The sequence below is a fragment of the Rhizobium sp. BK313 genome (genome assembly GCF_014193655.1).
Lineage (GTDB): Bacteria > Pseudomonadota > Alphaproteobacteria > Rhizobiales > Rhizobiaceae > Rhizobium.
Genome location: NZ_JACHZQ010000001.1, coordinates 1479106 through 1505140 on the forward strand (window position 1 = coordinate 1479106; position 26035 = coordinate 1505140).

A 26035-nucleotide genomic window follows, 5' to 3' on the forward strand; every position below is an offset into this window, starting at 1 on the left:
CCTGCGACATTTTTGACGATCTGCACAACATCGTCCCCTAGCCCCTTGAATCGAGTGGACACTTACTATACGTGACAGCATTATAAGGTTGCTTATGAATAGCAGGCTTCTTATATCATGAATGCGACACCCACTCTCGGCTTTCTTCTCCATGACGTTGCACGGCTTCTTCGGAAGAGGTTCGAGCAGCGCGCGAAGGATATGGGGCTGACACGCTCACAATGGCAAACCCTGGCCTATCTCTCAAACAATGAGGGTATTCATCAGGCTGGCCTTGCCGAGATGTTGGAAATCGAACCGATCACGCTAGTGCGCATTCTCGACAAGCTGGCCGAACGTGGCCTGGTCGAGCGGCGTCAGCACCCGAGTGATCGCAGAAGCTGGCTACTGTACATGCGCGAGGAAGCCCGGCCGTTGCTGGAAACCATGCGCAGTCTAGGCGACCAAACCCGCAAAGAGGCGCTGGATGGGGTCTCTTCCGAAGATCACGAGCGCCTTTATCAGTTGCTTATCCTTATGAAATCGAACCTAGTCCAGGCCTGCCGCGCGACGGTGGGCGACAAAGAGACAAATCATGGCTGACGCATCCTCTTCGCTTCGCGTACCCGCAAACGCAAATTCCGCTGACGAACATACCGCAATCGAACAGAACCAAGCAGCCGTTGCAGAGGCGCCGTCTTCCAATCCGACGCCGGCTCCCGCTGCAGCAGGCGTTGCGACAACCGTTGCCGCCCCGGAAAAGCCGCGTAAGCGTCGCAGCCCGACGCGGCCGATCCTCTTTGCATTGCTGCCGGTGGCACTTGTTGTCGGGGGCTACTACTACGTCACCGGCGGACAGATCATGTCCACCGACAACGCTTATATTCAGGCCGATATGGTCGGCGTTTCGACCGACGTTTCCGGCACGGTGATTTCCGTCGACGTGCATGAAAACGAAGTGGTGAAGAAGGGGCAGGTGCTCTTCCGCCTCAAGCCCGATTCGTTCCGCATCGCGCTGGAAGGCGCGCAGGCACAGCTCGGCGCTGCCCGCAACCAGATCCTGAACTTGCAGGCGAGCTACAAGCAGGCGCTCGCCGAAATCGCACAGGCACAGGCCGACATCCCGTATTTCCAAACCGAATATGACCGCCAGCAGGACCTGATCAACAGCTCTGTCGCCTCCAAGGCTGCGTATGACGAAGCCAAGCACAATCTCGATGCTGCCCAGCAGAAGGTCTCCGTCGCCCAGGCCCAGGCGGCAACTACCCTTGCTCAGCTCGGCAGCAATGCGGACCAGCCGGTCGAGCAGAACCCGCTCTACCTGCAGGCCAAGGCCGCTGTCGACAACGCACAGCGTGAACTCGACGACACCGTCGTGCGCGCACCCTTCGATGGCATCACTACCAACGTTCCGTCGCTTCAGGTTGGCGCTTATCTGACGGCCGCACAGCAGGGTTTCTCGCTGGTTTCCACCACCAACATGTGGATCAACGCCAGCCCGAAGGAAACCGAGCTGACTTATGTCCGGCCCGGCCAGAAGGTTTCAATTTCGGTCGATGCTTATCCGGGCGTTACCTGGAAGGGCACCGTCGCCAGCATCTCACCGGCCTCGGGCGCGAGCTTCTCGCTGCTGCCGGCGCAGAACACCACTGGTAACTGGGTCAAGGTCGTGCAGCGCATTCCAATGATCATCAGCATCGACGACACGCAGGGCAAGCCGCCGCTGCGCGTCGGCATGAGCGTCGTCGCCGATGTCGATACCGGTCATGCCCGCGGTCTGCCCGACGCGATCGCAGGTGTGCTGGGCAAATCCCACGGTCAGGACAATGAGTAACGCTGCCGCAGTTTCACCCTCCGGCCCGATCGCCAATCGCGGCGCCATCACCGCCTGCGTGATCCTGGCCGTCATCATGCAGGCGCTGGACACCACCATCGCCAACGTCGCTCTGCCCCATATCCAGGGCGACGTTTCGGCCAGCGCCGACCAGATCAACTGGGTTCTGACATCCTATATCGTCGCCGCTGCGATCATGACGCCACCGTCCGGTTTCCTGTCGGCAAAGTTCGGCCGCAAGCGGGTGTTGCTGGTTGCGATCGCCGGCTTCGTCGTCGCCTCCGTTCTCTGCGGTCTGGCACAGTCGCTGAACCAGATTGTCGGGTTCCGCCTGTTGCAGGGGCTGTTCGGCGCCGCACTCGTGCCGCTGTCGCAGGGCATTCTTCTCGATATCTACAATGTCGAGGAGCGGGGCAAGGCCATGGCGCTGTTCGGCGTCTCGGTCATGGTCGGCCCGGTGCTCGGACCTGTCATCGGCGGCTGGCTGACGGATAACATGACCTGGCGATGGGTGTTCTACATCAACGTGCCGATCGGCGCGCTCGCCTTCGCCGGCATCGTCATCTATGTCACGGAAACCAAGCTCGACGCGCTTGCCAAACTCGATGTCTTTGGCTTCAGCATGCTGTCGATCGCCATAGCCGCCCTCCAGCTTTTCCTCGACCGGGGCGAACAGCTCGACTGGTTCTATTCGGGCGAAATCATCATCGAGGCTCTGGTCTGCGTCGCCGCCTTCTATCTCTTCCTGGTGCACACATTCACGGCGGAACGCAGTTTCGTAAATCCGCGCTTGTTCCTGGACCAGAATTTCGCTGTCAGCATGCTGTTCATCTTCATTGTCGGCGTCACCTATCTGGCCTCGCTGGCGCTGATGACGCCCTATCTGCAGACGCTGATGGGCTATCCGGTCGTCACCGCAGGCATTGTCATGGGTCCGCGCGGTCTCGGCACGATGGTGTGCATGTTCATTGTCGGGCGGCTGATCGGCAAGGTGGATACGCGCTGGCTGCTCTTCCTTGGCCTCGCCTTGACCGCCTGGGCGATGTACGACATGACCGGATGGACGCCCGATGTCTCGCAATGGACGCTGGTTTCAGTCGGCTTCGTCCAGGGGGCAGGCCTCGGCTTCCTCTTCGTGCCGCTGACGACGATCGCCTTTGCAACGCTGCCGGCGCATATGCGCGGTGAGGGAACCGGCCTCTACAACCTTTCGCGCAACATCGGCTCGAGCGTCGGCATCTCCGTCGTCTCGGCGCTGATCACCGAGAACACCCAGGTCAATCACTCGACAATCGCCGCCTATGTAACGCCGTTCAACCATGCTTTCGATGCGACGGTCGCTCAGGCTGTCAGCCCTGTCACGATGGCAGGTCGCGCCGCGCTCGACGGCATGATCACCACGCAGGCGACGATCATCGCCTATATGGACGATTTCAAATTGCTGATGCTGATGTCGATCTTCGCCATGCCGTTGCTTGTGCTGCTGCGCAAGCCCAAGGCCCCGCCGGCTGTCGATCACAGCATTGCAATGGAATAGCCGCGTAGTCTTTCCAGTTTCACTACGCGGTCGCATGACCGCCGGGCACCACCCCGGCGGTCTTTTTCTTTTCGGCTACGCCGAGCATTGGCACAGATCAAGGGAAGCGGCGGCTGACGAATCGCGAGCCGGCGGCGCCGAAGCGCCAGAGCGGATCGATATTTTTCGTAATCCCGATCCGCTTGCCGGCGACCACAGGTGTCGGTTCGGCCAAAGCGAACTCGAAGGGCCCCGCGTCCAGCGCCAGTCCGTTCAGGCTGATATCCACGCCCAAGGCCTGCGTCAGCTTTCCCGGCCCGTTGCAGAGATCGACAAAGTCGGTAACACCGCGGCGCCGGATCATTTCCTCGATGCCGCTCTGCGGCTCCAATGCCCGGATGAGCACGGCGCTGGCGCCCTGGCAGACGAAATTCAGGCACCAGTGAATGCCATATGACCGGTAGATATAGACACGTCCCGCCGGACCGAACATCGCCGCAGTGCGCGCCGTCGGTCCGCGAAAGCTATGGGATGCCTCGTCGTCGGGCCGATAGGCCTCCGTCTCGACGATGCGACCGCCGGCGCCGGCGACGGCGATGCGGGTGCCGATCAGCTCGCGCGCAACAATAACCGCATCGCGGGAAAAGAAGGCCGTGAGGGCGGGACCGGTCAGAGGCTTAGGGCCGATTGATAAGGGAAGGTCGTTAGGCGTCATAGGCGAGGGAGGCGTCCTTTTGGATATTTTCCCTGAGATCATAGGCGGTGGAAAGTTCACCGCATCGACCTGTATCATTCCTTTACGTGGGTTCAGAAACGAAATGTTCTCTGATAGGGAAAGGATCGTGTGAGACTCGGACTGGAAGAAAATGGCTGCGCGAGACCGATATTCAAGAAAGCTCGAATGCTCTCAATGTGGCAATAGCGGCTTCGCCGAAGTCTCCGAAGATGACAATCCTCGCCGCGAGAACCCCGGCTTTCTCGTGGACGAAATGCCGGCTGGCTTTTTCGACGAGCGCAAATCGAACGATCCGGCGAAATACATGATCCGCTGCCGCTGCGGCAGTGTCTTCCCATTCAAGCGGAAATCCCACTATGCGCCCGGCGGCGAGCCGAGGGCGTAAGCGGCATTATCTGCGTGCATGAACTCGTTGGTTTGAGAGTTCGATCAGGCCGGTTGACGCTCCGGCCCGAATAGCTGTAAAGCCAGCCGACCACATTTACTGAAGCTATCCGCTTCAGCGACAGGAAGAGTGTCCGAGTGGTTTAAGGAACCGGTCTTGAAAACCGGCGTGCGGGAAACCGTACCGTGGGTTCGAATCCCACCTCTTCCGCCACAACCACCTGAAATGGTTGGCAATTTTCATTTCTGTTGCAGACAGGCCCTGATTCATGTTGCGCGCATCGATTCCCGGCGGCTCAAGCTGCAACAACAGTTCGATGAACGCTGTGTCGAGTACGGGGGGAGCCGCTGCTCTGTCAGATAGCCGCGCTCGCTGGTTGATCTGCCCACCTGATTTCGGTTTCTTCATTACTCCTTCTTCGCCTTGGGCAATGAGATGAGTTCGGGAGGTCTAAGATCACCGCCCACAGCTTTCGTAGACGTGATCGTCGGATTAGCCGAGGTTTCGTCCCTGATTGTAAACATCTTTCCAGTTGCGGTTATCTGGCCATTTTTGAAGTACATAAATCCGTTCAACTGTGCTTCGCTAAAACCCGGATTATTCGGATCCTTATCGAAAGGTCTGGATAGAAAACCACACTCTCTCGCGTAGAGACCATCATTGCTCTCGCAGTGGAAAATAAATTTATTAGACTTTTTTGATTCCTCTAAAAAATACATCGTGCATTTGATACAGGGAAAAGCATTTTGTCTTATAAGGAAAATCCGTGAAGTGCCGCTTTTCAATTTAGCTGCTTCATAAGCAACTCTCTCCGCATGTTTATCGTCAGATGCCTTTAACCCTGCACTTTCGCTGAATTCATTGCTCCAAGTATTGCCGTTGCGAAGATAAGAGCATGCAGCAGTTATTGTCATTTTCGCCTCTATATTATTGGAAATTGGCACATTACGCTCTCAGGCGACGAGAATATCCGAATTAACGTTTCACATTAATTTCTAAAAGCTGCTGCGTTGTTACAAATGTAGTGGGGGTCTGTTTTGAATCGCCCAGCGAGGCGGTGCGGACGAGGCGTAAACTGCCGCCGCATTTTAACCATTCATTAACCATAATCTTCGGAAATATCCATATTCGCTCAAATCCGATCGCAAATTCGACAACATGCAATCATGATTAAAGTACCGTTAGGTGATTGAGGCGTAGCAGGATACCGGGTGAGGGATATGCCGGTGTATGCCTCTGCCATAGTAATTTGGTTAACGGCGTGGGACAGATGAAATTTGATAATCGTGCGGTGACATACGCAACGGGTATGCGTTGGTTTGCTCTCTCTTTGATGTGCGCCACCGTTTCCGCCTGCGGAACCTCGCAGCAGGTTGCCACGAAGCGTCAGCACGGCAAGGAATATTTCTCCGAAACAGAATACGGCGTTAAGGCAAGCCCAAGGGTTGCCTTCAACGGACCGATCCCGAAGGGCGGCGGCCGGTTCATGGTCGGCAATCCCTACGAGGTCAAGGGCAAGTGGTATTATCCCAAAGAAGACTATGCCTATAACAAGGTGGGCATCGCTTCCTGGTACGGCTCGGCCTTTCACGGACGCCTGACCGCAAACGGCGAGGTCTATGACCAGCAGGCTCTGACCGCCGCACATCCGACCTTTCCGCTGCCGAGCTATGCGCGCGTCACCAATGTCGAAACCGGTTCTTCCATCATCGTGCGCGTCAACGACCGCGGGCCCTATCATCCCGGCCGCATCATCGACCTTTCCAACAAGACGGCGCAGCTCCTCGATCTGCAGCACAGCGGTACCGGCGACGTGCGCGTGCAGTATGTCGGCCGCGCCCGTATGGACGGCCATGACGAGCCTTACCTGATGGCGTCGTACATTCCGAAGGGCTCGCGCTTGCCGAGCATCAATCCTGGCGGCCAGATCGCAACGGGCGTGATGGTCGCTTCGAATGGTGGCATTACTGCCGATCAACTGCCGGATTCGGATAATGTCCGCCGGCCGAGCCGTCAGCAGCGCAGCTTCAATACCGCGCCGGCGCTTGCGCCGATCCCGCAGCAATCGCCTTATTCGGCGACCGCCTTCGCCGGCTCGACGCCGACGACGTCCTACAACGGCAACAAGCGCAACAATCCGCCGCCGATGACCTGGAACGGCGGCGCGATGCCATCCGTCGATCCTGTCGAGCCGACGCTGGTCGTGCTGCCCGAGATCGGGCCTATTCCCTATGACCGTCCGGATTTCGCACCGGGCATGGCGAGCCTCGACACACCGTCGCTCGCCTCCACGGTCGCCGCCTATCAGGAAGCGCCGGTCAAGACGGTCTATGTCAATCTCGCTTTCGATGCCGTCATGGTGCGCAACGACGGGCTGACGCAAGAGTCGATCCTCACCGCCTATCACCGTCAGCACCAAGATCAAACGCAGGTCGAGTAATCGGTGTCATTGCCTGAATCTTCACCTCTGACTAATATGGTTCGGGGGTCGATTGGATTGCGGAGCCGGCATGTTAAGACGCCTTTTTTTCGCGTTTTCCTTCCTAATTGGGGTTGAATGCGTGCCGGCCACGGCGCAACAAGCACCGCCACCCGCTTTCGACACCAAGGCTGCGCAGGCCTTCATGATCGAAGCCTCAACGGGCACGATCCTGCTTGCCAAGGATGAGAATCAACCGATTTCTCCGGCGTCGCTGGCCAAGCTGATGACGATGGACGTCGTCTTCGATGCGGTCGCGCGCGGAGAGATTTCGCTCGACACCGAATATCCCGTTTCCGAAAATGCCTGGCGCAAAGGCGGGGCGCCGTCGCGCGCATCGACCATGTTCGCCGCGTTGAAATCGCGCGTGCGCGTTGGGGACCTTATTCAGGGCGTTGCCGTGCAGCAGGCCAATGACGGCTGCATGATCCTTGCCGAAGGCATTTCCGTCAATGAAAAGGAATTCGCGCGGCGCATGACTGCGCATGCGCGCGAGATCGGCATGCCCAAAGCGATTTTCACCAATTCCACCGGCCTTCCGGACCCTGACGATCCCAACGGCGGCGGCAAAGTCTCCGTGCGCGAGCTGGTGACGCTGGCGGAGGACCTGCAGGAAAAGCATGCCGATCTCTACAAATATTTTGGCCAGGCAGACTTCACCTGGAACAAGATCTACCAGCGCAATCGCAATCCGATGCTCTTGTTGAACATCGGCGTCGACGGTCTCGGTACGGGCTTTGCGGAGGGCGAGGGCTATTCGATCGTCGCCTCCGTCCAGCGCGACGGCCGCCGGCTGTTCCTGGCGCTCGGAGGCTTGAAATCGGACAAGGAACGCACCGAGGAAACCCGCCGTGTGTTGGAATGGGGCCTTAGCAATTTCAAGAGCCAGCGTATCTTTGCTGATGGCGAAGTGATCGGCGACGTCAGCGTCTATGGCGGCGCACAGTCCACGGTCGGCCTGCTCGCGAAAGTGCCGGTCGATGTCTATGTGCCACTCAACAATCCCGATCGCCTGTCGGCCCGCATCGTCTATCGCTGGCCTCTGACGGCGCCCGTCGCAGCCGGCTACGAAGCGGGAACGCTTCGCGTCTTTTCCGGGGCACGACTGCTGCGCGAAATGCCGCTCTATACGAGGGAGGCGGTCGCCCAAGGGACACTCGGCAGCCGCGCGTTCGATGCCTTCATGGAGCTGACGGAATCGCTGCTGTTCTCATGGCTCTGGGATACGCCGACGCCGACCTGATCGACATCTGCCTCACGAAATCCCTGTTTACGGCCTATATAGAATGTCAGGCGCGGCTACGTGCGTGGTTTCGCCAGCACCCATCTTGGGTTAAACAGGGCACACGTCGCGCAACGGCAGAAAAGCGTAAAACAAGTGCAGGACATGATCATTGGCTGATGCAACCGGATTGTTCGTGAGCTTCGAGGGCGGGGAAGGGGCCGGCAAATCGACCCAGATTCGCCGCCTGGCGGAAAGGTTGCGCGGGCTTGGCCATGACGTCCTGACGACACGCGAACCGGGCGGCTCGCCGGGTGCGGAGGCCGTGCGGCATGTGCTGCTCTCTGGCGCTGCGGAGATGTTCGGCACGCGCATGGAGGCGATCCTGTTTGCTGCCGCGCGTAACGACCATGTTGAAGAGGTCATCCGCCCGGCGCTTGCCCGCGGTACGATCGTGCTTTGCGATCGCTTCATGGATTCCTCGCGCGTCTATCAAGGCGTAACCGGCAATCTCGAGCCCGATTTCATCGAGGCTCTGCAGCGTGTCGCTGTCAATGGCGTCGTGCCGGACTGCACGCTAATCCTCGACATTCCCGCCGAGATCGGCCTGGAGCGAGCACGCAAGCGCGCTTCAGCCACAGCGGCTCCGGATCGCTTCGAAAAGGAAGAAATGCAGACGCATGAGAAGCGCCGGGAGGCCTTTCTCGATATCGCTGCGCGCGACCCCGGTCGCTGCCACGTCATCGATGCGCAACGCCCGGAAGAGGCCATTGCCGATGAAATTGCCGGCATCGTCGAAGAGCGGCTGACATCGGCGGAGGATATGCCAGCCGCCAGACCGGAAGTGGCACAATGAGCGACGAGCGGCCTGGCGTTCTCGACGGTGCGATTCCGCCTCAGGATAATATCAGACTCTTCGGCCATGAGGAGGCAGAAGCCTTCCTGGCGCAATCCTATCGCTCCGGCAAAGGTCACCATGCCGTCCTGATCGAAGGCCCGGAAGGCATCGGCAAGGCAACGCTCGCCTTCCGCTTCGCCAATCATGTCCTGTCTAATCCCGACCCCGCCGCAGCGCCCGAGACTCTTGGCGATCCAGATCCGGCTTCCGCCATCAGCCGGCAGATTTCCGGTGGTGCCTCGCACAATCTGCTGCATCTTGCCCGTCCCTTCGACGACAAGACCGGCAAGGTGAAGTCGGCGATTACCGTCGACGAAGTACGTCGTGCAGGCAAATTCTTCTCGCAGACCTCCGGCACCGGCAACTGGCGCATCGTCATCATCGATCCGGCCGACGATCTCAATCGCAGCGCCGCCAACGCCATATTGAAGATCCTCGAGGAGCCGCCGAAACGAGCGCTGTTCCTGGTGCTTTCGCACGCGCCGGGCAAGCTGCTGCCGACCATCCGCTCGCGCTGCCTGCCATTGAAGCTGGCGCCGCTGAGCGACGATGCTTTGGGGAAAGCGCTTGCGCATCTCGGTGTAAATCTGTCCTCGGGGCAGGGCGCAGAATTACTTGCGTCGGCCAAGGGCAGCGTCAGCGAGGCGCTGAAACTGCTGAATTATGGGGGCGGTGAAATCGTCGCGGCGTACGAGCAAGTCATCTCGGCGGAAGGGCCTGCGGCGCGACGGGCAATGCATCGTCTCGCCGACGCGCTATCGGCCAAGGAAAGCGACACGATCTTCGGCTTCTTCGTGTCCCATATCGGCGATGACATCATGGCCCGTGCTAGGGCGGCTGCGCTGGAGGGACGTCTCACAGTGGCCGAAAAACTCGCCCGCCTCTATGCTGATGTCACCGAGCGGCTCAACGTATCACAGGCCTACAATCTCGACCGCAAGCAGACGATCATCACCATTCTCGGCGATCTCAAGCAGCAGCTTTCGGCGTAGAGCGGCTTAACTTTTTCAGAGAAAACCGTTTCGTACCTTTGCCAGAATTGCTCTAAGGGAAGATCAGCTTCCAGGCGACGATCATCAGTGTGACGGCCAAGACGATCCGGATCAGCCGTTCGTGCAAGCGCGGCGCCAGCAGGCTGCCCGCGACGATGCCCGGAATCGAGCCGACGAGCAGTGCAAACAGCATCGTCCAGTTGATCTCGCCGATGAACCAGTAGCCCATGCCGCCGATCAACGTCAGCGGCACCGCATGAACGATATCCGAACCGACGATCTCCCGCACATCGAGATGCGGATAGAGCACCAGCAGCACGGTGACGCCGAGCGCGCCGGCGCCGACGGACGTCATGGTGACGAGCGTACCGAGCATAAGGCCGAGGACGAGCGTCAGCAGCGCGATGGTACGTGGTGTCAGCGTCCCGCGTTCGCCCCGCCATTTCCGGATGACACCCAGCACCTGCCCACGAAAAATCAGCATCAGTGATGTGAGAAATAGAAGGCAGCCGAGGGATAAAGTGATCGTATGGGCAACTGCCGGGCTCTCGCGGTTGACGCCGGCCATGATCCACAGCATGGCAAGCGCGGCCGGTACGCTGCCCGAGGCAAGCAGGCCTACCACTTTCCAGTTCACCCGCCCGTGCATGCCGTGTACGGCGGTGCCTGCCGTCTTGGTGATCGCGGCATAGAGGAGATCGGTGCCGACGGCGGTGGCCGGATGCACGCCGAACAGCAAGACCAATAACGGTGTCATCAACGAACCGCCGCCAACGCCGGTGATGCCCACCAGCATGCCGACGAAAAAACCCGAAAAGGAATAGAGGGGTTGGAAAGCGGTTGGAAAACTCAAAACCACGGCTCTTTCAAGCCGTTGGACAGGCTGTTAAAAATGGAAAGGGAATTCACGGCGATCTCTGTCCTGCGCTTTGGTTTTTTGCAGGGGTAAAGCCGAGGTTGGATCGAGTCAAGCGAGGACGTCCCGAGAGCGTTGAATGCTGCGAGCGCGAAACTTGGTGTTTCGCTCCCAGCAAACATGCGCTAAAGCGAGCGGGTGCAAGAATAACAATGACGAAACCGTAAAGCGGACCATTGCCTGATATGACCGATAAGACCCCGTTCTACATCACCACCGCGATCGCTTACCCCAACGGCAAGCCGCATATCGGCCATGCCTATGAGCTGATTGCCACCGACGCCATGGCGCGTTTCCAGCGGCTGGACGGGCTCGACGTCTTTTTTCTGACAGGCACGGACGAACACGGCCAGAAGATGCAGCAGACGGCGCGCGCCGAAGGGCTGGCGCCGCAGGAGCTTGCCGACCGTAATTCCGGCGAATTCCAGGCGATGGGCAAGTTGCTCAACGCCTCGAACGACGACTTCATCCGCACGACCCAGGCGCGCCATCACGAGACCTCCCAGAACATCTGGAATCTGATGGCCGATGCCGGCGACATCTACAAGGATTCCTATGCCGGCTGGTATTCGGTGCGCGACGAGGCCTATTACCAGGAAAATGAAACCGAGCTTCGCGCCGATGGCGTGCGCTACGGGCCTCAGGGCACACCGGTCGAATGGGTGCAGGAAGAAAGCTATTTCTTCAAGCTCTCGGAATACCAGGACCGCTTGCTGAAGCACTATGAAGAGAATCCCGATTTCATCGGTCCGGCCGAGCGCCGCAACGAGGTGATCTCTTTCGTCAAATCAGGCCTCAAGGACCTGTCGATCTCACGCACGACGTTCGATTGGGGCATCAAGGTGCCGAACGATCCCGCGCATGTCATGTATGTCTGGGTCGACGCGCTGACGAACTACATCACGGCAACCGGCTATATCGAGGATCGCAACAATCCGCGGGCGAAATACTGGCCTGCCGATGTGCACATCATCGGCAAGGACATCATCCGCTTCCACGCCGTCTACTGGCCGGCCTTCCTGATGTCCGCGAAGCTGCCGCTGCCGAAGCGCGTCTATGCCCATGGCTTCCTGCTCAACAAGGGCGAGAAGATGTCGAAATCGCTCGGCAACGTCGTCGATCCGGTCAATCTGGTGAACCATTTCGGCCTCGACCAGGTGCGCTATTTCTTCCTGCGCGAAGTCTCCTTCGGCCAAGACGGCAGCTATAGCGAAGAGGCGATCGGCACCCGCATCAACTCCGACCTTGCCAACGGCATCGGCAACCTCGCCAGCCGCTCGCTGTCGATGATCGTCAAGAATTGCGATGGCAAGATCCCGGAACCCGGAGAGCTGACCGATGAGGACAAGGCCTTGCTGGCGCAAGCCGATGCGCTGCTGGCGTCCACGCGCGAGGACATGGGCAAGCAGCTCATCCACCGCGCGCTCGGTTCGATCATCGCCGTTGTTTCCGAAAGCGACCGCTATTTCGCCAGCCAGGAGCCCTGGGCGCTGAAGAAAACCGATCCGGCTCGTATGGCAACCGTGCTCTACGTCACCGCCGATGTCGTCCGCCAGATCGGCATTCTCCTGCAGCCCTTCATGCCGGAATCTTCGGCAAAGCTGCTGGATCTGATCGCCATCCCGGCCGATAAGCGCGATTTCGCAGCACTCGGCGAGGCTGGCCGCCTCGTCCCCGGAACGCCTTTGGAAGCGCCCAAACCGGTCTTCCCGCGCTATGTGGCGCCGGAAGTCGAATAAGGGTCTCTATCGCCATGTTGATCGATACGCACTGCCATCTGGATTTTGCCGATTTCGCGGAGGAACGCGACACGATCGTTTCGCGCGCCCATGAGGTCGGCGTCAAGCAGATGGTCACCATCTCGACCCGTGTCCGCAAGCTCGACGGGTTGCTGGCGATCACCGAACGATATCCATCCGTCTTCTGCTCGGTCGGCACGCATCCGAACAATGCCGACCAGGAATTGGATATCCAGATCGAGGATCTGGTGCGACTGGCGAAGCAGCACGAGAAGATCGTGGCGATCGGCGAGGCCGGGCTGGACTATTTCTACGATACGGTGAAGCCGGAAGACCAGAAGACCGGCTTCCTGCGCCACATCGCGGCTGCGCGCGAAACACAACTGCCGCTGGTCATCCACAGCCGCAGCGCCGACGAGGACATGGCGGCGATCCTGACGGAGGAGACGGGGAAGGGGGCCTTCCCCTTCATCCTGCATTGCTTCTCCTCCGGCCCGGCCCTCGCCCGCACCGGCGTAGAACTCGGCGGCTACGTCTCCTTTTCCGGCATCCTGACTTTCCCGAAGTCCGATGAGCTGCGCGAGATCGCCAAGACGATCCCGCATGACAGGTTGCTGGTCGAGACCGACGCGCCGTATCTTGCGCCGAAGCGCTGGCGCGGCAAGCGCAACGAGCCGTCCTATGTGGTCAATACCGCCGAGGTGCTGGCGGATACGATCGGCGTCAGCATGGACGAGGTCGCTGCGATCACTACCGAAAATGCGTTCCGTTGTTTCTCCAGGATGACGAGGGTCTGACGGCGTGACACACCGGCGGCGCTTCACCATATTGGGCTGCTCGTCGTCGCCGGGCGTGCCGCGCATTACCGGCGACTGGGGCGCTTGCGACCCGAAGAACCCGAAAAACCGGCGCACGCGCTCCGCCTTCATGATTGAGCAGATTGCGCCGGATGGCGGCGTTACCACCGTCGTCGTCGATACCGGCCCGGATTTTCGCGAGCAGATGATCCGCGCCGGCGTCGGCTCCGTCGACGCGGTACTCTATACACACGCCCATGCCGATCATATTCACGGTATCGACGATCTGCGCGGTTTCTTCCACAACTCGCATGAGCGCATTCCGATCTATGCCGATCAGCCAACCATGGACCGCATCCGCGAAGGCTTCGGCTATTGCCTGGAAACGCCGGCGGGCAGCAACTATCCGCCGATCGTCCGGCCGATCATCATCGAAAGCCTGGATAAGAGTTTCACGGTCGAAGGGCCGGGTGGTCCGATCAGCTTCTGGCCGCACAAGCAGCAACATGGCGACATCCATTCGCTCGGCTTTCGTATTGGCGCGCTCGCTTATTGCAGCGATATCAGCGACTTCCCGGCGGAATCTGTCGAGCGGGTTCAAAACCTCGATGTTCTGATCATCGATGCGCTGCAATACCGGCCGCATCCAAGCCATCTCTCGCTGGAGCAATCGCTCGCCTGGATCGAGCGGCTGCAGCCAAGACGCGCGATCCTGACGCATATGCACACACCGCTCGATTACGCGACCGTGCTTGCGGAAACACCCGACAATGTCGAACCGGCCTACGATCAGATGCGGATCGAGCTCGATGTGGAGGATGATGATCTATGAGCGAGGACAGCAAGAAGCTTTCCAGCCTTGAGCGCGTGGAACAGGCGGCCCGTGATCTCGGTCTCGACATCGCCATCAAGCGTATGGAGCAATCGACCCGCACGGCTGAGGAAGCGGCCAATGCGGCTGGGTGCGTCGTCGGCCAGATCGTCAAATCGCTGGTTTTCGTCAACGCGGAGACTCACGACTTGACGCTTCTACTTGTTTCCGGCGCCCACAATGCCGATACGGCTTATATTTCAGCCAATTATAGTCTGCATCTAAAGCGCGCCGACATCGACCGTGTCCGTGACGAAACCGGCTTCGCGATCGGTGGGGTCGGTCCGATCGGCCATCGCGTGAATCTACCGGTTTTCATCGACGAAAGCTTGTTGGGCTATGACCAAGTCTGGTGCGCAGCAGGACGGCCGGATAGCATCTTTGCCTGCGATCCCAAGATTTTGGCGGAGAAGATCGGAGCCAAGATTATTCGCGTAAAGCCCAGCTGAAGGCGGGTCCAGCACACTTCCAACATGGCTTTTAGTTCCATAATCTATCTTATCTGATTTTCAGCGTACCTTTGGGGTGGGTTCTATTTTCAAGTGCTGCCGACGCTCCTCCCTTCTTCGTTTGCCGTCGTCGCAAAAAATCAGAAGTTTTGCGACGACGACACTGCGCGTTGGGTTTTATCGGCTGGCTCGTGCCAACCCATGCGCTACAAGCCGATCGATGATTTCGGCATAGCTGACACCGCTTGCTACCATCGCCTTGGAATACATGCTGATATCGGTGAAGCCCGGAATCGTGTTGATCTCGTTGACGAGAAACTGCATGTCGGCGGTCACGAAGAAATCGACGCGAGCCATGCCATCGCAGCCAGCTGCCCGGAAGGCATTGCCCGCCATCTCGCGGATCCGGCGCTCGACCTCCTCCGGCAGTTCGGCCGGCACTTTCAAAGCCGCGCCGTCCGCGTCGATATATTTTGCGTCGTAGCTGTAGAAGCCATGGCTTTCCGCCGGCACGATCTCGCCTGGGCGCGAAACGAACAGCCCGCCCGCCGTATCCTCCAGCACGCTGCATTCGATCTCGCGGCCCCGGATGAACTCCTCCGCAAGCAGCTTGCGGTCATGCTTAAAGCCTTCCGCGAGCGCCGCCTCATATTCACCGGCCGTCGCAACCTTGCTGACGCCCACAGACGATCCCTGCCGCGCCGGCTTGATGAAGACGGGGAGCCCGAGGACGCGTTCGAGATCGGCGAAGGAAGGCCGGTTGTCCTCGTGAATGGTGACCGAACGTGCGGTTGCCAGCCCCGCCTCCTTCAGCAACCGCTTGGCGATGTCCTTGTCCAGTGCTGCAGCCGAACCGAGAATGCCGCATCCGGCAAGCGGTACCCGCGCGACTTCGGCCAGCCCTTGCACCGAGCCGTCCTCGCCGTGCAGGCCATGCAGGACAGGAAACAGGATATCGATCTTCGGCAGGTCGTGGGCACTATCGCCGGACGGAATCGCGATCATCCGCCCGCGCCCGCCGGGCACAAGGCAGACTTCCGTGCCGCTCTCCGGCGTCGACAGCTTTCCATCTTCGAAGGAGCTCAGGAGCCATTTTCCCTCACGAGTGACGAAGACGGGCACGGCATCGTATTTGGCGGGCGGCAAAGCACGCATCACATTCGTCGCAGAAAGCACCGAAACGTCGTGCTCGGCGGAACGTCCGCCGAAAAGCACGGCGATGCGCAGTTTCGAAGGGGCCGCGGCGTCGGTCATTAACGATCTCCGGAATTGTTTAGAGTTGGCAGGACTTAGAAGCTGGCCGCAATGCAGCAATTGGCGAGAAAACGGTCGAAGGTGGCAAGTGGCAGTGTCATCTCCGATCTTTCCGGCTGAAGTGCGGCAAAGTCGGCTCCCGACCGCCCGCTGGCGGATCAAAGCCGACGAGCCTTCAAATGCCATTCCGGTGCGTTATCCGGTCACTTCCGCCATGCCCGGCGGGTGCCGGGAATGGCGGGATCATTCCGTCATTCGCCGGCTACTCCAAGCTTTGACGGCGCCGGATCTCGGCCTCGGACGGGTCCTGCAGGGCAAAGGAACCGGTCTTGATGTCGCCGGCCGGTTCGTAAGTTGCCATGATCACCCCGCTTGGAAAGGATTGTGAGCGGATGAGCTTCAGCGCGGCCGGAACGGTTCCGTCGCCGAAAAGTCTCTTTCCCTTGCCCAGCATCAGAGGGAAGATCAGCACAGTGTATTCATCGATCAATCGGTGACGAAGCAGGGTCTGAATAAGATTGCTGCTCCCCTGGATCAGGAGATCCGGCCCCTCGCCCTTCTTAAGCTCCGTCAGCGCTGCCGTAACATCAGCGCCAAGCCATCGGCTGTTGTTCCAGCTGAGCGTGGCATCGTCGTGGCTCGCAACATATTTGGTGACTTTGTTGAACAACACGGCGATAGGGTCCTCTTCGCCGGCATAGGGCCAGTGGGCGGCAAAGATATCGTAGGTCTTGCGGCCAAGCAGCAGGTCGAACGGCTTTCCGAATATCTGATCCAAGGCTGCACCCGTCGCTTCATCGAAATAAGGGAACGTCCAGCCGCCGAACTGGAATCCGCCGGTCGGATCTTCTTCCGGACCGCCCGGCGCCTGCATGACGCCGTCGAGGCTGACGAATGTAGCTGCAATGATCCTGCGCATGACGTCCTCCATGAACTTCGGGGATGTTGATCCAAGGACGTTTCCCTTCGGATGAAACCGACAGGCGCCCGGAATTTTTGTCTGAGGCAAGCTACTCGAAGGCTCGCGTATGTCTTTCGGACCTTCACGGAATACCGATGCTCTGCGAACACGCAATCTAACGTCCAGGTAGCACTTGTGACCAATTGACTCTTGAATGACAGGCTGGAATCGGCGACATTCGTCCTACCAATATTTCCTTTGCGATCCGAACCCGATTTCGGGCCCGCCTCGTTCGAAAATGCCTGGATAAAAGCGTGAGCAGCGATTCATCAAGAAGCGCGGCGAAGCCTTTGGCTTCGTTGGCGCATGTCAATGCGGCCGGTTGGGGTCGAGGTCTCTCCACCATCGTGCGGATCACGCATATGACGCTGCGCCATCCCTGGCAGACGGGCTTTGCGATCGGCTCAACATTCGTTGCGGCGACACTGCAGCTGTTGATCCCGCGCCTACTCGGCCACGCGGTAGACCAAACACAAACGGCGGTTGCCGGCGGCGCAGCAGGTCAGATCGCGGAAAATGCGTTGATGACGACCGCCCTGCTCCTCCTTGTGGTCAGTGTCCTGCGCGGTCTTTTCACGATGGTGCAGAACTATTACAGCGAAGCCGTCGGACACCATATGGGATACGAGTTGCGGCTCGCATGCTACGAAAAGATCCAGCAGCTCTCCTTCAGCTTCCACGATAAAGTGCACTCCGGCGATCTCATCACCGTCGGTTTGCTCGATCTCGAAGGCGTGCGCATGTATTTTTCGACGGCGTTGGTGCGCATGGTGCTTCTCACCATGCTGATCGGCGTTGGCGCTTATATGCTGCTGTCGACCGACGTCCTACTTGGGCTTCTGGCGTTGAGCTTCGTACCCTTCGTCGCCTGGCGCTCTTCTGTGACACAGCTAAGATTGCGTTCGACCTGGCTCGACCTGCAGGAACGGCTCTCGGTGCTGACCCGTGTGATGGAAGAAAATCTCGGCGGCATTCGTGTTGTGCGCGCCTTCGCTGCGCAGGCCCACGAGCTCATGAAGTTCGACAAGGCGTCGCACAACGCGCTCACCCTCGCCCACAAGCGCGTCGGTATCCGCGTCGTCAACACCAGTGCCATGAACTTCTCCTTTTTCGCGGCCATGGGCCTCGTGCTCTGGGTGGGCGGCAACAAGGTCATTGCGGGCGAGATCAGCGTCGGCACCCTCGCCTCGTTCCTGACCTTCATGACCATATTGCAGATGCCGGTGCGCCAGCTCGGCCTGATGGTCAACGCATTCGCCCGCGCGTCGACCTGCGGCTCACGGCTGTTCGCCCTGCTCGACCTCGACATCGCCATCAAGGATGCACCGGATGCCAAACCGCTTGCCGTCACGGACGGCGTGCTGCGTTTTGAAAATGTCGGCTTCACCTATCCCGGCCCGGAAAAACGCCCCATCCTCAGGAATATCAGCTTCGAGGCGCGGCGCGGCGAGACGATCGGCATCGTCGGCCCGCCCGGCAGCGGCAAGTCCACCATCGCCCATCTGATTCCGCGCTTCTACGACGTGACATCCGGCCGCATCACCATCGACGGCCAGGACATCCGCAAGGCGACACTACAGTCGCTACGCCAGTCGGTTGCCGTCGTGCAGCAGGATTCCTTCCTGTTCACCACCAGCATCGAAAACAATATCGCCTATGGCGATCCCTGGGCCAAGGAACAGCGCATCGAGCGCGCCGCCGAGTCCGCCCAACTGCACAACTACATTCTCGGCCTGCCGGCCGGCTATACTACTGTCGTCGGCGAACGCGGCGTGTCGCTTTCCGGCGGCCAGCGCCAGCGCTTGACGATCGCGCGCACGCTCATGCTGAAACCGGCGGTGATGGTGTTCGACGATTCCACCGCGGCAATCGACGCCGCAACGGAGCAACGCATCCGCAGTGCCATGAAGCGTTTTGCCCGCGACCGGGTGACCCTTGTTGTCGCCCACCGGCTGAGTTCGCTCATGCATGCCGACCAGATCCTGTTTATCGAAGACGGCGAGATCGTCGAGCGCGGAACCCATGAACAGCTCCTTGCCGCTGGCGGGCGGTACAAGGCTCTGTACGACCTGCAGGTTCGCCCAGACGACGATGTCGCAAAGGTGCCAGACGACAGGGTCGCAGGCGCGAAAAGGGAGGCCTGACAATGTCGGAAACCATTGAAACCGAGCGCAACGACGTGCGCGAGGACGGGCGCCGCCCTCCTCGTGCGGTGGTCGGTTCGCATCGTGTTGAGGAAGAGATCTTCGGTAAGGTCTTCGACGGCAAGATCGTCCGCCGCATCTGGACCTTCGTCAGCCCCTATCGCCGCCAGATCTATATCTCGGTCGGAGCTGTGCTTCTGTTCACCGGATCGCAGATCGTCATACCGCTCGTCATCCGCTACGCGATCGACCACGCAATGGCGCCTGGCGCGATCAATTATTCGGCCCTTTGGCTGGCCTTGGCGATCTTCACCGCAGCGATACTCGTCAATTATGCTGCAAGCTACGTGCAGGAAACCTTTGTCGGCGAGGTGGCGGAAGAAGTGCTCTTCGATATCCGCAGGGCGATGTTCGCGCATCTGCAGCGGGTATCACTCTCCTTCATGGACAAGACCGAAGTCGGCCGGCTGATGTCGCGTTTGCAGGGCGACGTGAACTCCATGCAGGAATTCCTTGAAACATCGGTACTTTCCGTCGGGGACATCGCCCTGCTCTTCGGCATCGTCGTCGTGATACTGTCGCTCGATTTTCGGCTTGGCCTGCTGACGCTTTCGGTCATGCCGATCCTCTTCGTCGTCCGCCTGTTCTGGCTGCCGAAAGCGCGTGTCGCCTTCATGAACGCGCATGAGACCAACTCGATTACCAACGGCGCGTTGGCTGAGGCGATCCACGGCGTGCGCGCCGTTCAGGGCATGCACCGGCAAAGCGTCAATTTCGGTCTCTTCGACGATAAGGCATATACCAATCTCCAGTCACACCTGACCGCGGCGAGATACGCGCAAGTGATGGTGCCGATCGTCGATACGCTCACGGGCATGGCCATGGCCATCGTCATCATCGTTGGCGGTTCGATGGTGCTGAACCACAGGCTCGATGTCGGCGTCATGGTTGCCTTCCTGTTCTACATTCAGCGTTTCTTCGATCCTATCCGCTCACTTACCATGCAGTACTCCGTGATGCAGCGCGCCATGGCCTCCGGACAGCGGCTGACTGAAGTGCTGGACGTGCCGGTCGACATCGTGGATGCGCCGGACGCGAAGGCGCTGTTGGGAGATATGGACGGCTCGGTCGAATTCCGCGACGTCGTCTTCGGCTACAATCCGAAACATCCGGTGCTGAAGAATGTCAGTTTCAAGGTCAATCCCGGTGAGACCGTGGCTCTGATCGGGCCGACCGGTTCGGGCAAGTCGAGTTCCATGGCGCTGATCCACCGTTTCTACGAGGTACAGCAGGGCCAGGTGCTGGTCGGCGGCCATGATGTGCGCTCCCTCACCCAGGATTCGCTTGGCCGGCAGATCGCCATGGTGTTGCAGGAGCCCTTCCTGTTCACCGGCACCGTGCTGGAGAACATCCGCTACAACAAGGCCGAGGCGACGCGCGAAGAGATCATCGAGGCTGCACAGGCAGTCGGCGCGCACGAGTTCATCACGCGGCTTGCCGACGGTTACGACACCGTCCTCGGCGAACGCGGCGGTGGTCTGTCGCTTGGCCAGCGCCAGCTCGTCAGCTTCGCCCGCGCCCTCGTCGCCGACGCGAAAATCCTCGTGCTCGACGAGGCAACCGCGAACATCGACAGTTACACCGAAATGCTGATCCAGAAGGCACTGGTTAAGCTGCTCGAGGGACGCACCGGCCTTGTGATTGCCCACCGCCTCGCCACCATCCGCGAAGCCGATCGCATCATCGTCCTGCAGAACGGCCAATTGATCGAGAGCGGCAATCACAATCAGCTCATGGCCAATGGCAAGCTCTATTCGAAGCTTTATAACCTCAACTATGCCTCCTTCGACGATATCCCTGAGGAGGAAGTAGTGGCGTCCGTGCCGGCGGAGTCGCAAACGTAAGGCTTGGCTTATACCATCCGCCCTCGGGGTTCGAGGCTCCGCGGCCTCACCATGAGGCCAATCCCCTCGCCTCGTCCTGCTCCCGTCGTCGGCCGGAGTTGATTTTCTCGTCTCATTCCTCCGCAGGGCTCATGCTGATCTTCTGCCGAAGCCGCGAACTCTGGCCGCCTCATGCTGAGGTGCCTTGACGCAAGGCGGCAAGGCCTCGAAGCATGGAGCTTCCTCGCCCTGCTTAGCTTGTGTGACTTGCATCATGATAGTCACTCGTGCTATTCGCCTCGGCCATGCAGAGAACAAGCTTCAGCGCCTTCAAATGTCCCGCCGCCCGTGCGCTCGAAAGCGTCGGCGACTGGTGGAGCATTCTGATCCTGCGCGATGCGCTTCAGGGACTGACGCGGTTCGATGAATTCCAGAAGAATCTTGGTGTTGCTCCGAATATCCTGACGCGGCGGTTGAAGCATTTGACGGACGAAGGTTTGTTCGAACGCCGCCTCTACAGCGAGCGGCCGCCGCGCTACGAATATGTGCTGACCGATAAGGGGCGCGACTTCTTTCCTGTTCTCATGGCGCTGTTTACATGGGGCAACCGGCATTTGCCGCCTGAGGAAGTCGCGATGCGGCTGGCAGATCCGGTGACCGGTGAGGATCGCGATCCCCTGCTCATCGACCGCGTGACCGGCCGCGCTTTTCACCCCGAAGACACGATTCTGGTGCCCGGGCCGGCGGCCGATGACGCCGTCCATGAACGGATAGCGCAGATGAAGGCATGGTTCCTGGGCTTCGACGCCTGATAAAGATAGGAGTACCTCACTATGGATCGCATCGTCGTAACGGGCATGGGCGTGGTTTCGCCATTGGGCGTCGGCGTTAGCTCCGCCTGGACGCGGCTGGTCGAAGGCCGTTCGGGTCTCAGACTTCTGCCCGAGACAATGGTCGGTGATCTCGCTGCCAAGGTCGGTGGCGTCGTGCCGAGCCTTGAGGAAGATAGCGAAGCCGGTTTCGATGCCGATCGCTACGTGCCGGTGAAGGATCAGAAGAAGATGGACCGCTTTATCCTCTTCGCCATGGCTGCTGCCGAAGAGGCGATCAAACAAGCCGGCTGGCAGCCGACCGATCTCGGAGAACTCGAACGCACCGCCACGATCATCGCCTCCGGCATCGGCGGTTTTCCGGCGATCGCCGATGCGGTGCGCACGGCCGAGACGCGCGGCGTGCGGCGGCTGTCGCCCTTCACCGTCCCCTCCTTCCTCGTCAATCTGGCGGCCGGCCAGGTCAGTATTCGCTACGGCTATAAGGGGCCGCTTGGTGCGCCGGTGACGGCCTGTGCCGCCAGCGTCCAGGCGATCGGCGACGCGGCCCGGCTCATCCGTGCCGGTGAAGCTGATGTGGCAATCTGCGGTGGGGCGGAGGCCTGCATCGACAAGGTCAGCCTCGGTGGCTTTGCGGCAGCGCGCGCACTCTCCACCGGCTTCAGCAACCGGCCGGAAGAAGCCTCCCGCCCCTTCGACGCCGGCCGCGATGGTTTCGTCATGGGCGAAGGCGCCGGCATGTTGGTGATCGAAACGCTGGACCATGCTCTTGCCCGCGGTGCCACTCCGCTTGCCGAACTCGTCGGTTACGGCACCGCCGCGGACGCCTACCACATGACCGCAGGTCCCGAGGACGGCGATGGTGCGCGCCGGGCGATGCTGGCGGCTCTGTCGCAGGCCCGCATTTCGCCCAGTGAAGTCCAACATCTCAATGCACATGCCACCTCGACCCCGGTCGGCGACCGCGGCGAGATGGAAGCAATCAAGACGGTGTTCGGCCGCGACGGCGGTATCGCGGTCAGCGGCACGAAAGCGGCGACGGGCCATCTTCTGGGTGCCGCCGGCGGTTTGGAAGCAGTCTTCACCATCATGGCGCTACGCGATCAGATTGCGCCTCCGACCCGCAATCTGCAGGAGGCAGACCCGGCGGCCGAGGGCATCGATATCGTCGGCGCGACCGCCCGGCCGATGGCAATGGAGTATGCGATTTCCAACGGCTTCGGCTTCGGCGGCGTGAATGCCAGCGCCCTGTTCCGTCGCTGGCAATAGTCGGGCTTATCTCTTTCGAACCCCGGCGACCGTCGAACCCATCAGAAGCTGTTCCCGGCAACACTCCGCCGTCCCTTCTGCAAAGGCATAAAGCGCGCTATGCTCTCCAGGATATTGCCGGAGATTGTCCATGCGCGCTTTATCTCTCGCTGCCGCCCTCTGCATCACCCTCGCCTTCGCACCACCTGCTCGCGCGGAAGATCCGGTGCAATCGGCACAGACGCTGATCCAGCAACAGATCGAAGCTTTCCTGCATAATGATGCGGCTTCCGCCTATTCCTTTGCAGCGCCCGGCATCAAGGCGCTTTTTCCGGACAAGGACACCTTCTTCGCCATGGTGAAGAAGAGCTACCAGCCGGTCTACCACCCCGGCAACTACGCCTTCGGCAAGAGCCGCGCCATCGACAACGGCGCTGTCGTCTATCAGGAAGTACTGATCACCGGCACAGACGACAAGGACTGGACGGCGATCTATCAGATCACCCGTCAGCCGGATGGCAGTTACAAGATCAACGGCGTGCAGATCCTGCCGAACACGACGAGCCAGGGGATTTGATCGGAGTCCTTCCCGACCCTCCCTGCAGATGCAGCCGAGGAATGGCCGTTTTGCATCAGGAGCTTCGATCAAATCCCGGCTGCGCCCGGATTAGCCGCCGGCCTTGACGAAACTGGCGGACGGAGCCGCACCATCAAACGCAGGACGGGGTAGCGGAACGGCTATTGTAGACGTTGGCACTGCGCTGATGCTTGCAGTCGTGTCGGGGGGTGGCACTGGGAGCTGGTCTGCAGTCGGCAACAACAGCGGAAGTTGCGTTGTCGTGACCGTTCTCACAGGCACATAGTTCATTGCAACTTCATAGGCGGGAAGCGGTGCCGGCGTTTCTAGCGCCCCATCCTGCCCGCGTTTCTCATAGAAGGCGTTCCCCCCGGCCACGGCAACATAGTGCATGTTGTCGTACGGGAACTTCAGACCTTCGGTGTGGAAGAACATCGCATCCTTTATGCCCGGGTGCCGTTCTCCGCGCAGAACCGCAGATGCCGCCAGATCGAGCTCGGGTTCGGCCTGCGAGCTAACCACCCTGGTCATCACTCCTGGCGCAAATTGCCTTTTTTGCGCGACTACGCCGCAGATCGACTGCGGGTAGGCGCCGGAGGTCAACCTGTTCATCACGACCGTTCCGACCGCCATGTATCCATCATGGTCCGAGTGCTCGGACTCGAAATACATCGCTCGCTCCAAACAATCGCGATCTTTTGCGGTGTAGTTGTAAGTTACCTTCGTCGACCGAACGGACTTCGAAGAGTTGCGGCTGGCCGACGGCGCATTCGCCACCGTCGTACAGCCCGTGGCCGTCAATCCGACAAACAATAGCCCGGAAAGACAGGTCCCTAATGCGCGTTGCGCCCTCAACGGCAGGTGCCTCCTATTTTATTAGTGAGCCCTTATCGATTAAGAGAAAACGTTTTAGCCGAAATTCACAGAAATTCCAAACCTGCCGCCTTCAAAAATTGCCAACGAACCTTATCATCGACCGCGCGACGTTTATTTCGATTCGCTATTTTTCCAAATGCTTTTTTATTGCGGCATCATCATGACCCGCCCGGGAACGCCCGACACGTCTTATCACACATGCTTATTCACGACGTGAAGTGTTCGCTGTAATACGTTGTTATAATTTACTTATTTATAATAAAAAGAGCTACGGGTACCCGCCTCTTTCGACGTGTAGTCAAAAGGAAAAATCTTTTTACGCCGGCTCCAGATCGCCCCTTGCCCAACTCTCTTGCGTCTCGGCCATGAAATCGGCAAAGCGGCCTTCGGCGATCGCCTGGCGGATGCCCTGCATCAGTTCCTGGTAGTAAGCGAGATTGTGCCAAGAGAGCAGCATGCCGCCGAGCGCCTCGTTGGCACGCACGAGATGGTGCAGGTAGGCGCGGGAATAGTCGCGCGAGGCCGGGCAGTTCGACTGCTCGTCGAGCGGGCGCATGTCCTCGGCGTGACGGGCATTGCGGATATTGACCTTGCCCCTGCGGGTAAACGCCAGGCCGTGGCGGCCAGAGCGGGTCGGCATAACGCAATCGAACATGTCGATGCCCCGGGCGACGGATTTCAGGATATCGTCCGGCGTTCCGACGCCCATCAGGTAGCGTGGCTTGTCGGTTGGCAGTTCCGGCAAGGTGAGATCCAGCATGCGCAGCATCACATCCTGCGGCTCGCCGACAGCAAGGCCGCCAACGGCATAGCCTTTCAGACCCATCTCGGTCAGTGCTCGCGCCGAACGAACGCGCAACTCCGGCACATCGCCGCCCTGCACGATGCCGAACATCGCTTTGCCCGGCTGGTCGCCGAAGGCAACTTTGCAGCGCTCGGCCCAGCGAAGCGAGAGCTCCATGGCGCGCTCGATCTCCTTCGGCGTCGCGGGCAGTGCCACGCATTCGTCGAGCTGCATCTGGATATCGGAACCGAGCAGGCCCTGGATCTCGATCGAACGCTCCGGCGACATATGGTGCATGCTGCCGTCGACATGCGACTTGAAGGTGACGCCCTTCTCATCCAGTTTGCGCAGACCGGAAAGCGACATCACCTGGAATCCGCCGGAGTCGGTCAGGATCGGGTGCGGCCAGCGGATCAGCTCATGCAGACCGCCGAGGCGGGCGACGCGCTCGGCGGTCGGGCGCAGCATCAGGTGATAGGTATTTCCAAGGATGATGTCAGCGCCGGTTTCGCGCACCTGGTCGAGATACATCGCCTTGACGGTGCCGACCGTGCCGACCGGCATGAAGGCCGGCGTGCGGATCGTGCCGCGCGGCATGGAGACTTCGCCGAGACGGGCGCCGCCGTCGGTCTTCTTCAACTGGAACTGAAAGCTCTCGCTCATCT

The 26035-nt window shown here is 59.9% G+C and carries 24 protein-coding genes and 1 tRNA gene; 18 read left to right on the top strand and 7 right to left on the bottom strand.

The window, feature by feature from the left end; all coding sequences use genetic code 11:
* Window positions 1-117 precede the first annotated feature (117 nt).
* From FHT86_RS07005 to FHT86_RS07015, 3 genes are read left to right on the top strand one after another with little or no spacing between them, the layout of a single operon-like run.
* Window positions 118-582 (top strand): MarR family winged helix-turn-helix transcriptional regulator, encoded by a 465-nt coding sequence (locus FHT86_RS07005; RefSeq protein ID WP_133706140.1) that lies wholly within the window; start codon window positions 118-120, stop codon window positions 580-582.
* On the top strand, window positions 575-1813 hold the full coding sequence (locus FHT86_RS07010; protein WP_133706141.1) for an HlyD family secretion protein: 1239 nt from the start codon (window positions 575-577) through the stop codon (window positions 1811-1813). The genes FHT86_RS07005 and FHT86_RS07010 overlap by 8 nt, the downstream gene beginning before the upstream one ends.
* Window positions 1806-3350: a DHA2 family efflux MFS transporter permease subunit gene (locus tag FHT86_RS07015; RefSeq protein WP_133706142.1), complete on the top strand. Its 1545-nt coding sequence runs from the start codon at window positions 1806-1808 to the stop codon at window positions 3348-3350. The genes FHT86_RS07010 and FHT86_RS07015 overlap by 8 nt, the downstream gene beginning before the upstream one ends.
* A 97-nt stretch (window positions 3351-3447) precedes the next feature.
* On the opposite strand, the gene FHT86_RS07020 is transcribed toward FHT86_RS07015, so the two are convergent.
* A complete protein-coding gene (locus FHT86_RS07020) occupies window positions 3448-4044 on the bottom strand; it encodes a DNA-3-methyladenine glycosylase (RefSeq protein WP_133706143.1) in 597 nt (198 codons plus the stop codon).
* Window positions 4045-4195: 151 nt separating this feature from the next.
* Between FHT86_RS07020 and FHT86_RS07025 the strand changes: the two genes are divergently transcribed.
* Both FHT86_RS07025 and FHT86_RS07030 read left to right on the top strand, forming a co-directional pair.
* Window positions 4196-4450 carry a hypothetical protein gene (locus FHT86_RS07025; RefSeq protein WP_104823109.1) on the top strand — a complete coding sequence of 85 codons (255 nt, stop codon included), beginning with the start codon at window positions 4196-4198 and terminating at the stop codon, window positions 4448-4450.
* Between the two features lie 123 nt (window positions 4451-4573).
* Window positions 4574-4663, top strand: a tRNA-Ser gene (locus tag FHT86_RS07030).
* A gap of 194 nt (window positions 4664-4857) precedes the next feature.
* On the opposite strand, the gene FHT86_RS07035 is transcribed toward FHT86_RS07030, so the two are convergent.
* Window positions 4858-5364, bottom strand: coding sequence for a hypothetical protein (locus FHT86_RS07035; RefSeq protein WP_133706144.1), 507 nt, complete (start codon window positions 5362-5364; stop codon window positions 4858-4860).
* Between the two features lie 356 nt (window positions 5365-5720).
* Between FHT86_RS07035 and FHT86_RS07040 the strand changes: the two genes are divergently transcribed.
* The 4 genes from FHT86_RS07040 (at window position 5721) to FHT86_RS07055 (ending at window position 10041) form a co-directional block, all read left to right on the top strand.
* Entirely contained in the window at window positions 5721-6890 is a 1170-nt protein-coding gene (locus FHT86_RS07040; protein ID WP_133706145.1) for a septal ring lytic transglycosylase RlpA family protein, read from the top strand.
* Window positions 6891-6960: 70 nt separating this feature from the next.
* Window positions 6961-8172: a D-alanyl-D-alanine carboxypeptidase family protein gene (locus FHT86_RS07045; protein ID WP_133706146.1), complete on the top strand. Its 1212-nt coding sequence runs from the start codon at window positions 6961-6963 to the stop codon at window positions 8170-8172.
* A 151-nt stretch (window positions 8173-8323) separates the two neighbouring features.
* Window positions 8324-9007 carry a dTMP kinase gene (tmk, locus tag FHT86_RS07050; protein ID WP_133706147.1) on the top strand — a complete coding sequence of 228 codons (684 nt, stop codon included), beginning with the start codon at window positions 8324-8326 and terminating at the stop codon, window positions 9005-9007.
* Window positions 9004-10041, top strand: coding sequence for a DNA polymerase III subunit delta' (locus FHT86_RS07055; RefSeq protein ID WP_133706148.1), 1038 nt, complete (start codon window positions 9004-9006; stop codon window positions 10039-10041). The genes tmk and FHT86_RS07055 overlap by 4 nt, the downstream gene beginning before the upstream one ends.
* 52 nt (window positions 10042-10093) lie before the next feature.
* On the opposite strand, the gene FHT86_RS07060 is transcribed toward FHT86_RS07055, so the two are convergent.
* On the bottom strand, window positions 10094-10894 hold the full coding sequence (locus FHT86_RS07060) for a sulfite exporter TauE/SafE family protein (RefSeq protein ID WP_133706149.1): 801 nt from the start codon (window positions 10892-10894) through the stop codon (window positions 10094-10096).
* A 248-nt stretch (window positions 10895-11142) separates the two neighbouring features.
* Here FHT86_RS07060 and metG point away from each other — a divergent pair, with 248 nt between their 5' ends.
* The 4 genes from metG to FHT86_RS07080 are packed head-to-tail and all read left to right on the top strand — an operon-like array spanning window position 11143 to window position 14813.
* Window positions 11143-12696, top strand: a complete 1554-nt coding sequence (metG, locus tag FHT86_RS07065; protein WP_133706150.1) for a methionine--tRNA ligase — start codon at window positions 11143-11145, stop codon at window positions 12694-12696.
* Window positions 12697-12710: 14 nt separating this feature from the next.
* A complete protein-coding gene (locus FHT86_RS07070; RefSeq protein WP_133706151.1) occupies window positions 12711-13493 on the top strand; it encodes a TatD family hydrolase in 783 nt (260 codons plus the stop codon).
* 4 nt (window positions 13494-13497) lie between these two features.
* Window positions 13498-14325, top strand: coding sequence for an MBL fold metallo-hydrolase (locus tag FHT86_RS07075; RefSeq protein ID WP_133706152.1), 828 nt, complete (start codon window positions 13498-13500; stop codon window positions 14323-14325).
* Window positions 14322-14813: a YbaK/EbsC family protein gene (locus FHT86_RS07080; RefSeq protein WP_133706153.1), complete on the top strand. Its 492-nt coding sequence runs from the start codon at window positions 14322-14324 to the stop codon at window positions 14811-14813. The genes FHT86_RS07075 and FHT86_RS07080 overlap by 4 nt, the downstream gene beginning before the upstream one ends.
* Before the next feature lie 177 nt (window positions 14814-14990).
* Here the strand turns inward: FHT86_RS07080 and FHT86_RS07085 are convergent, their stop codons facing one another.
* Window positions 14991-16067 (bottom strand): D-alanine--D-alanine ligase family protein, encoded by a 1077-nt coding sequence (locus tag FHT86_RS07085; protein WP_133706154.1) that lies wholly within the window; start codon window positions 16065-16067, stop codon window positions 14991-14993.
* A 262-nt stretch (window positions 16068-16329) separates the two neighbouring features.
* Window positions 16330-16986, bottom strand: a complete 657-nt coding sequence (locus FHT86_RS07090) for a dihydrofolate reductase family protein (protein ID WP_133706155.1) — start codon at window positions 16984-16986, stop codon at window positions 16330-16332.
* Between the two features lie 296 nt (window positions 16987-17282).
* Here FHT86_RS07090 and FHT86_RS07095 point away from each other — a divergent pair, with 296 nt between their 5' ends.
* The 5 genes from FHT86_RS07095 (at window position 17283) to FHT86_RS07115 (ending at window position 23710) form a co-directional block, all read left to right on the top strand.
* A complete protein-coding gene (locus tag FHT86_RS07095; RefSeq protein ID WP_133706156.1) occupies window positions 17283-19172 on the top strand; it encodes an ABC transporter ATP-binding protein in 1890 nt (629 codons plus the stop codon).
* Between the two features lie 2 nt (window positions 19173-19174).
* A complete protein-coding gene (locus FHT86_RS07100; protein WP_133706157.1) occupies window positions 19175-21076 on the top strand; it encodes an ABC transporter ATP-binding protein in 1902 nt (633 codons plus the stop codon).
* Between the two features lie 284 nt (window positions 21077-21360).
* A complete protein-coding gene (locus tag FHT86_RS07105) occupies window positions 21361-21867 on the top strand; it encodes a winged helix-turn-helix transcriptional regulator (RefSeq protein WP_133707100.1) in 507 nt (168 codons plus the stop codon).
* 21 nt (window positions 21868-21888) lie between these two features.
* Entirely contained in the window at window positions 21889-23154 is a 1266-nt protein-coding gene (fabF, locus tag FHT86_RS07110; RefSeq protein ID WP_133706158.1) for a beta-ketoacyl-ACP synthase II, read from the top strand.
* Window positions 23155-23284: 130 nt separating this feature from the next.
* Window positions 23285-23710, top strand: coding sequence for a DUF4864 domain-containing protein (locus FHT86_RS07115; RefSeq protein WP_133706159.1), 426 nt, complete (start codon window positions 23285-23287; stop codon window positions 23708-23710).
* Window positions 23711-23800: 90 nt separating this feature from the next.
* Here the strand turns inward: FHT86_RS07115 and FHT86_RS07120 are convergent, their stop codons facing one another.
* Window positions 23801-24382, bottom strand: a complete 582-nt coding sequence (locus tag FHT86_RS07120; protein WP_409527572.1) for a cell wall hydrolase — start codon at window positions 24380-24382, stop codon at window positions 23801-23803.
* A 520-nt stretch (window positions 24383-24902) separates the two neighbouring features.
* Entirely contained in the window at window positions 24903-26033 is a 1131-nt protein-coding gene (gene tgt / locus FHT86_RS07125) for a tRNA guanosine(34) transglycosylase Tgt (protein WP_133706161.1), read from the bottom strand.
* Between the last annotated feature and the right edge of the window lie 2 nt (window positions 26034-26035).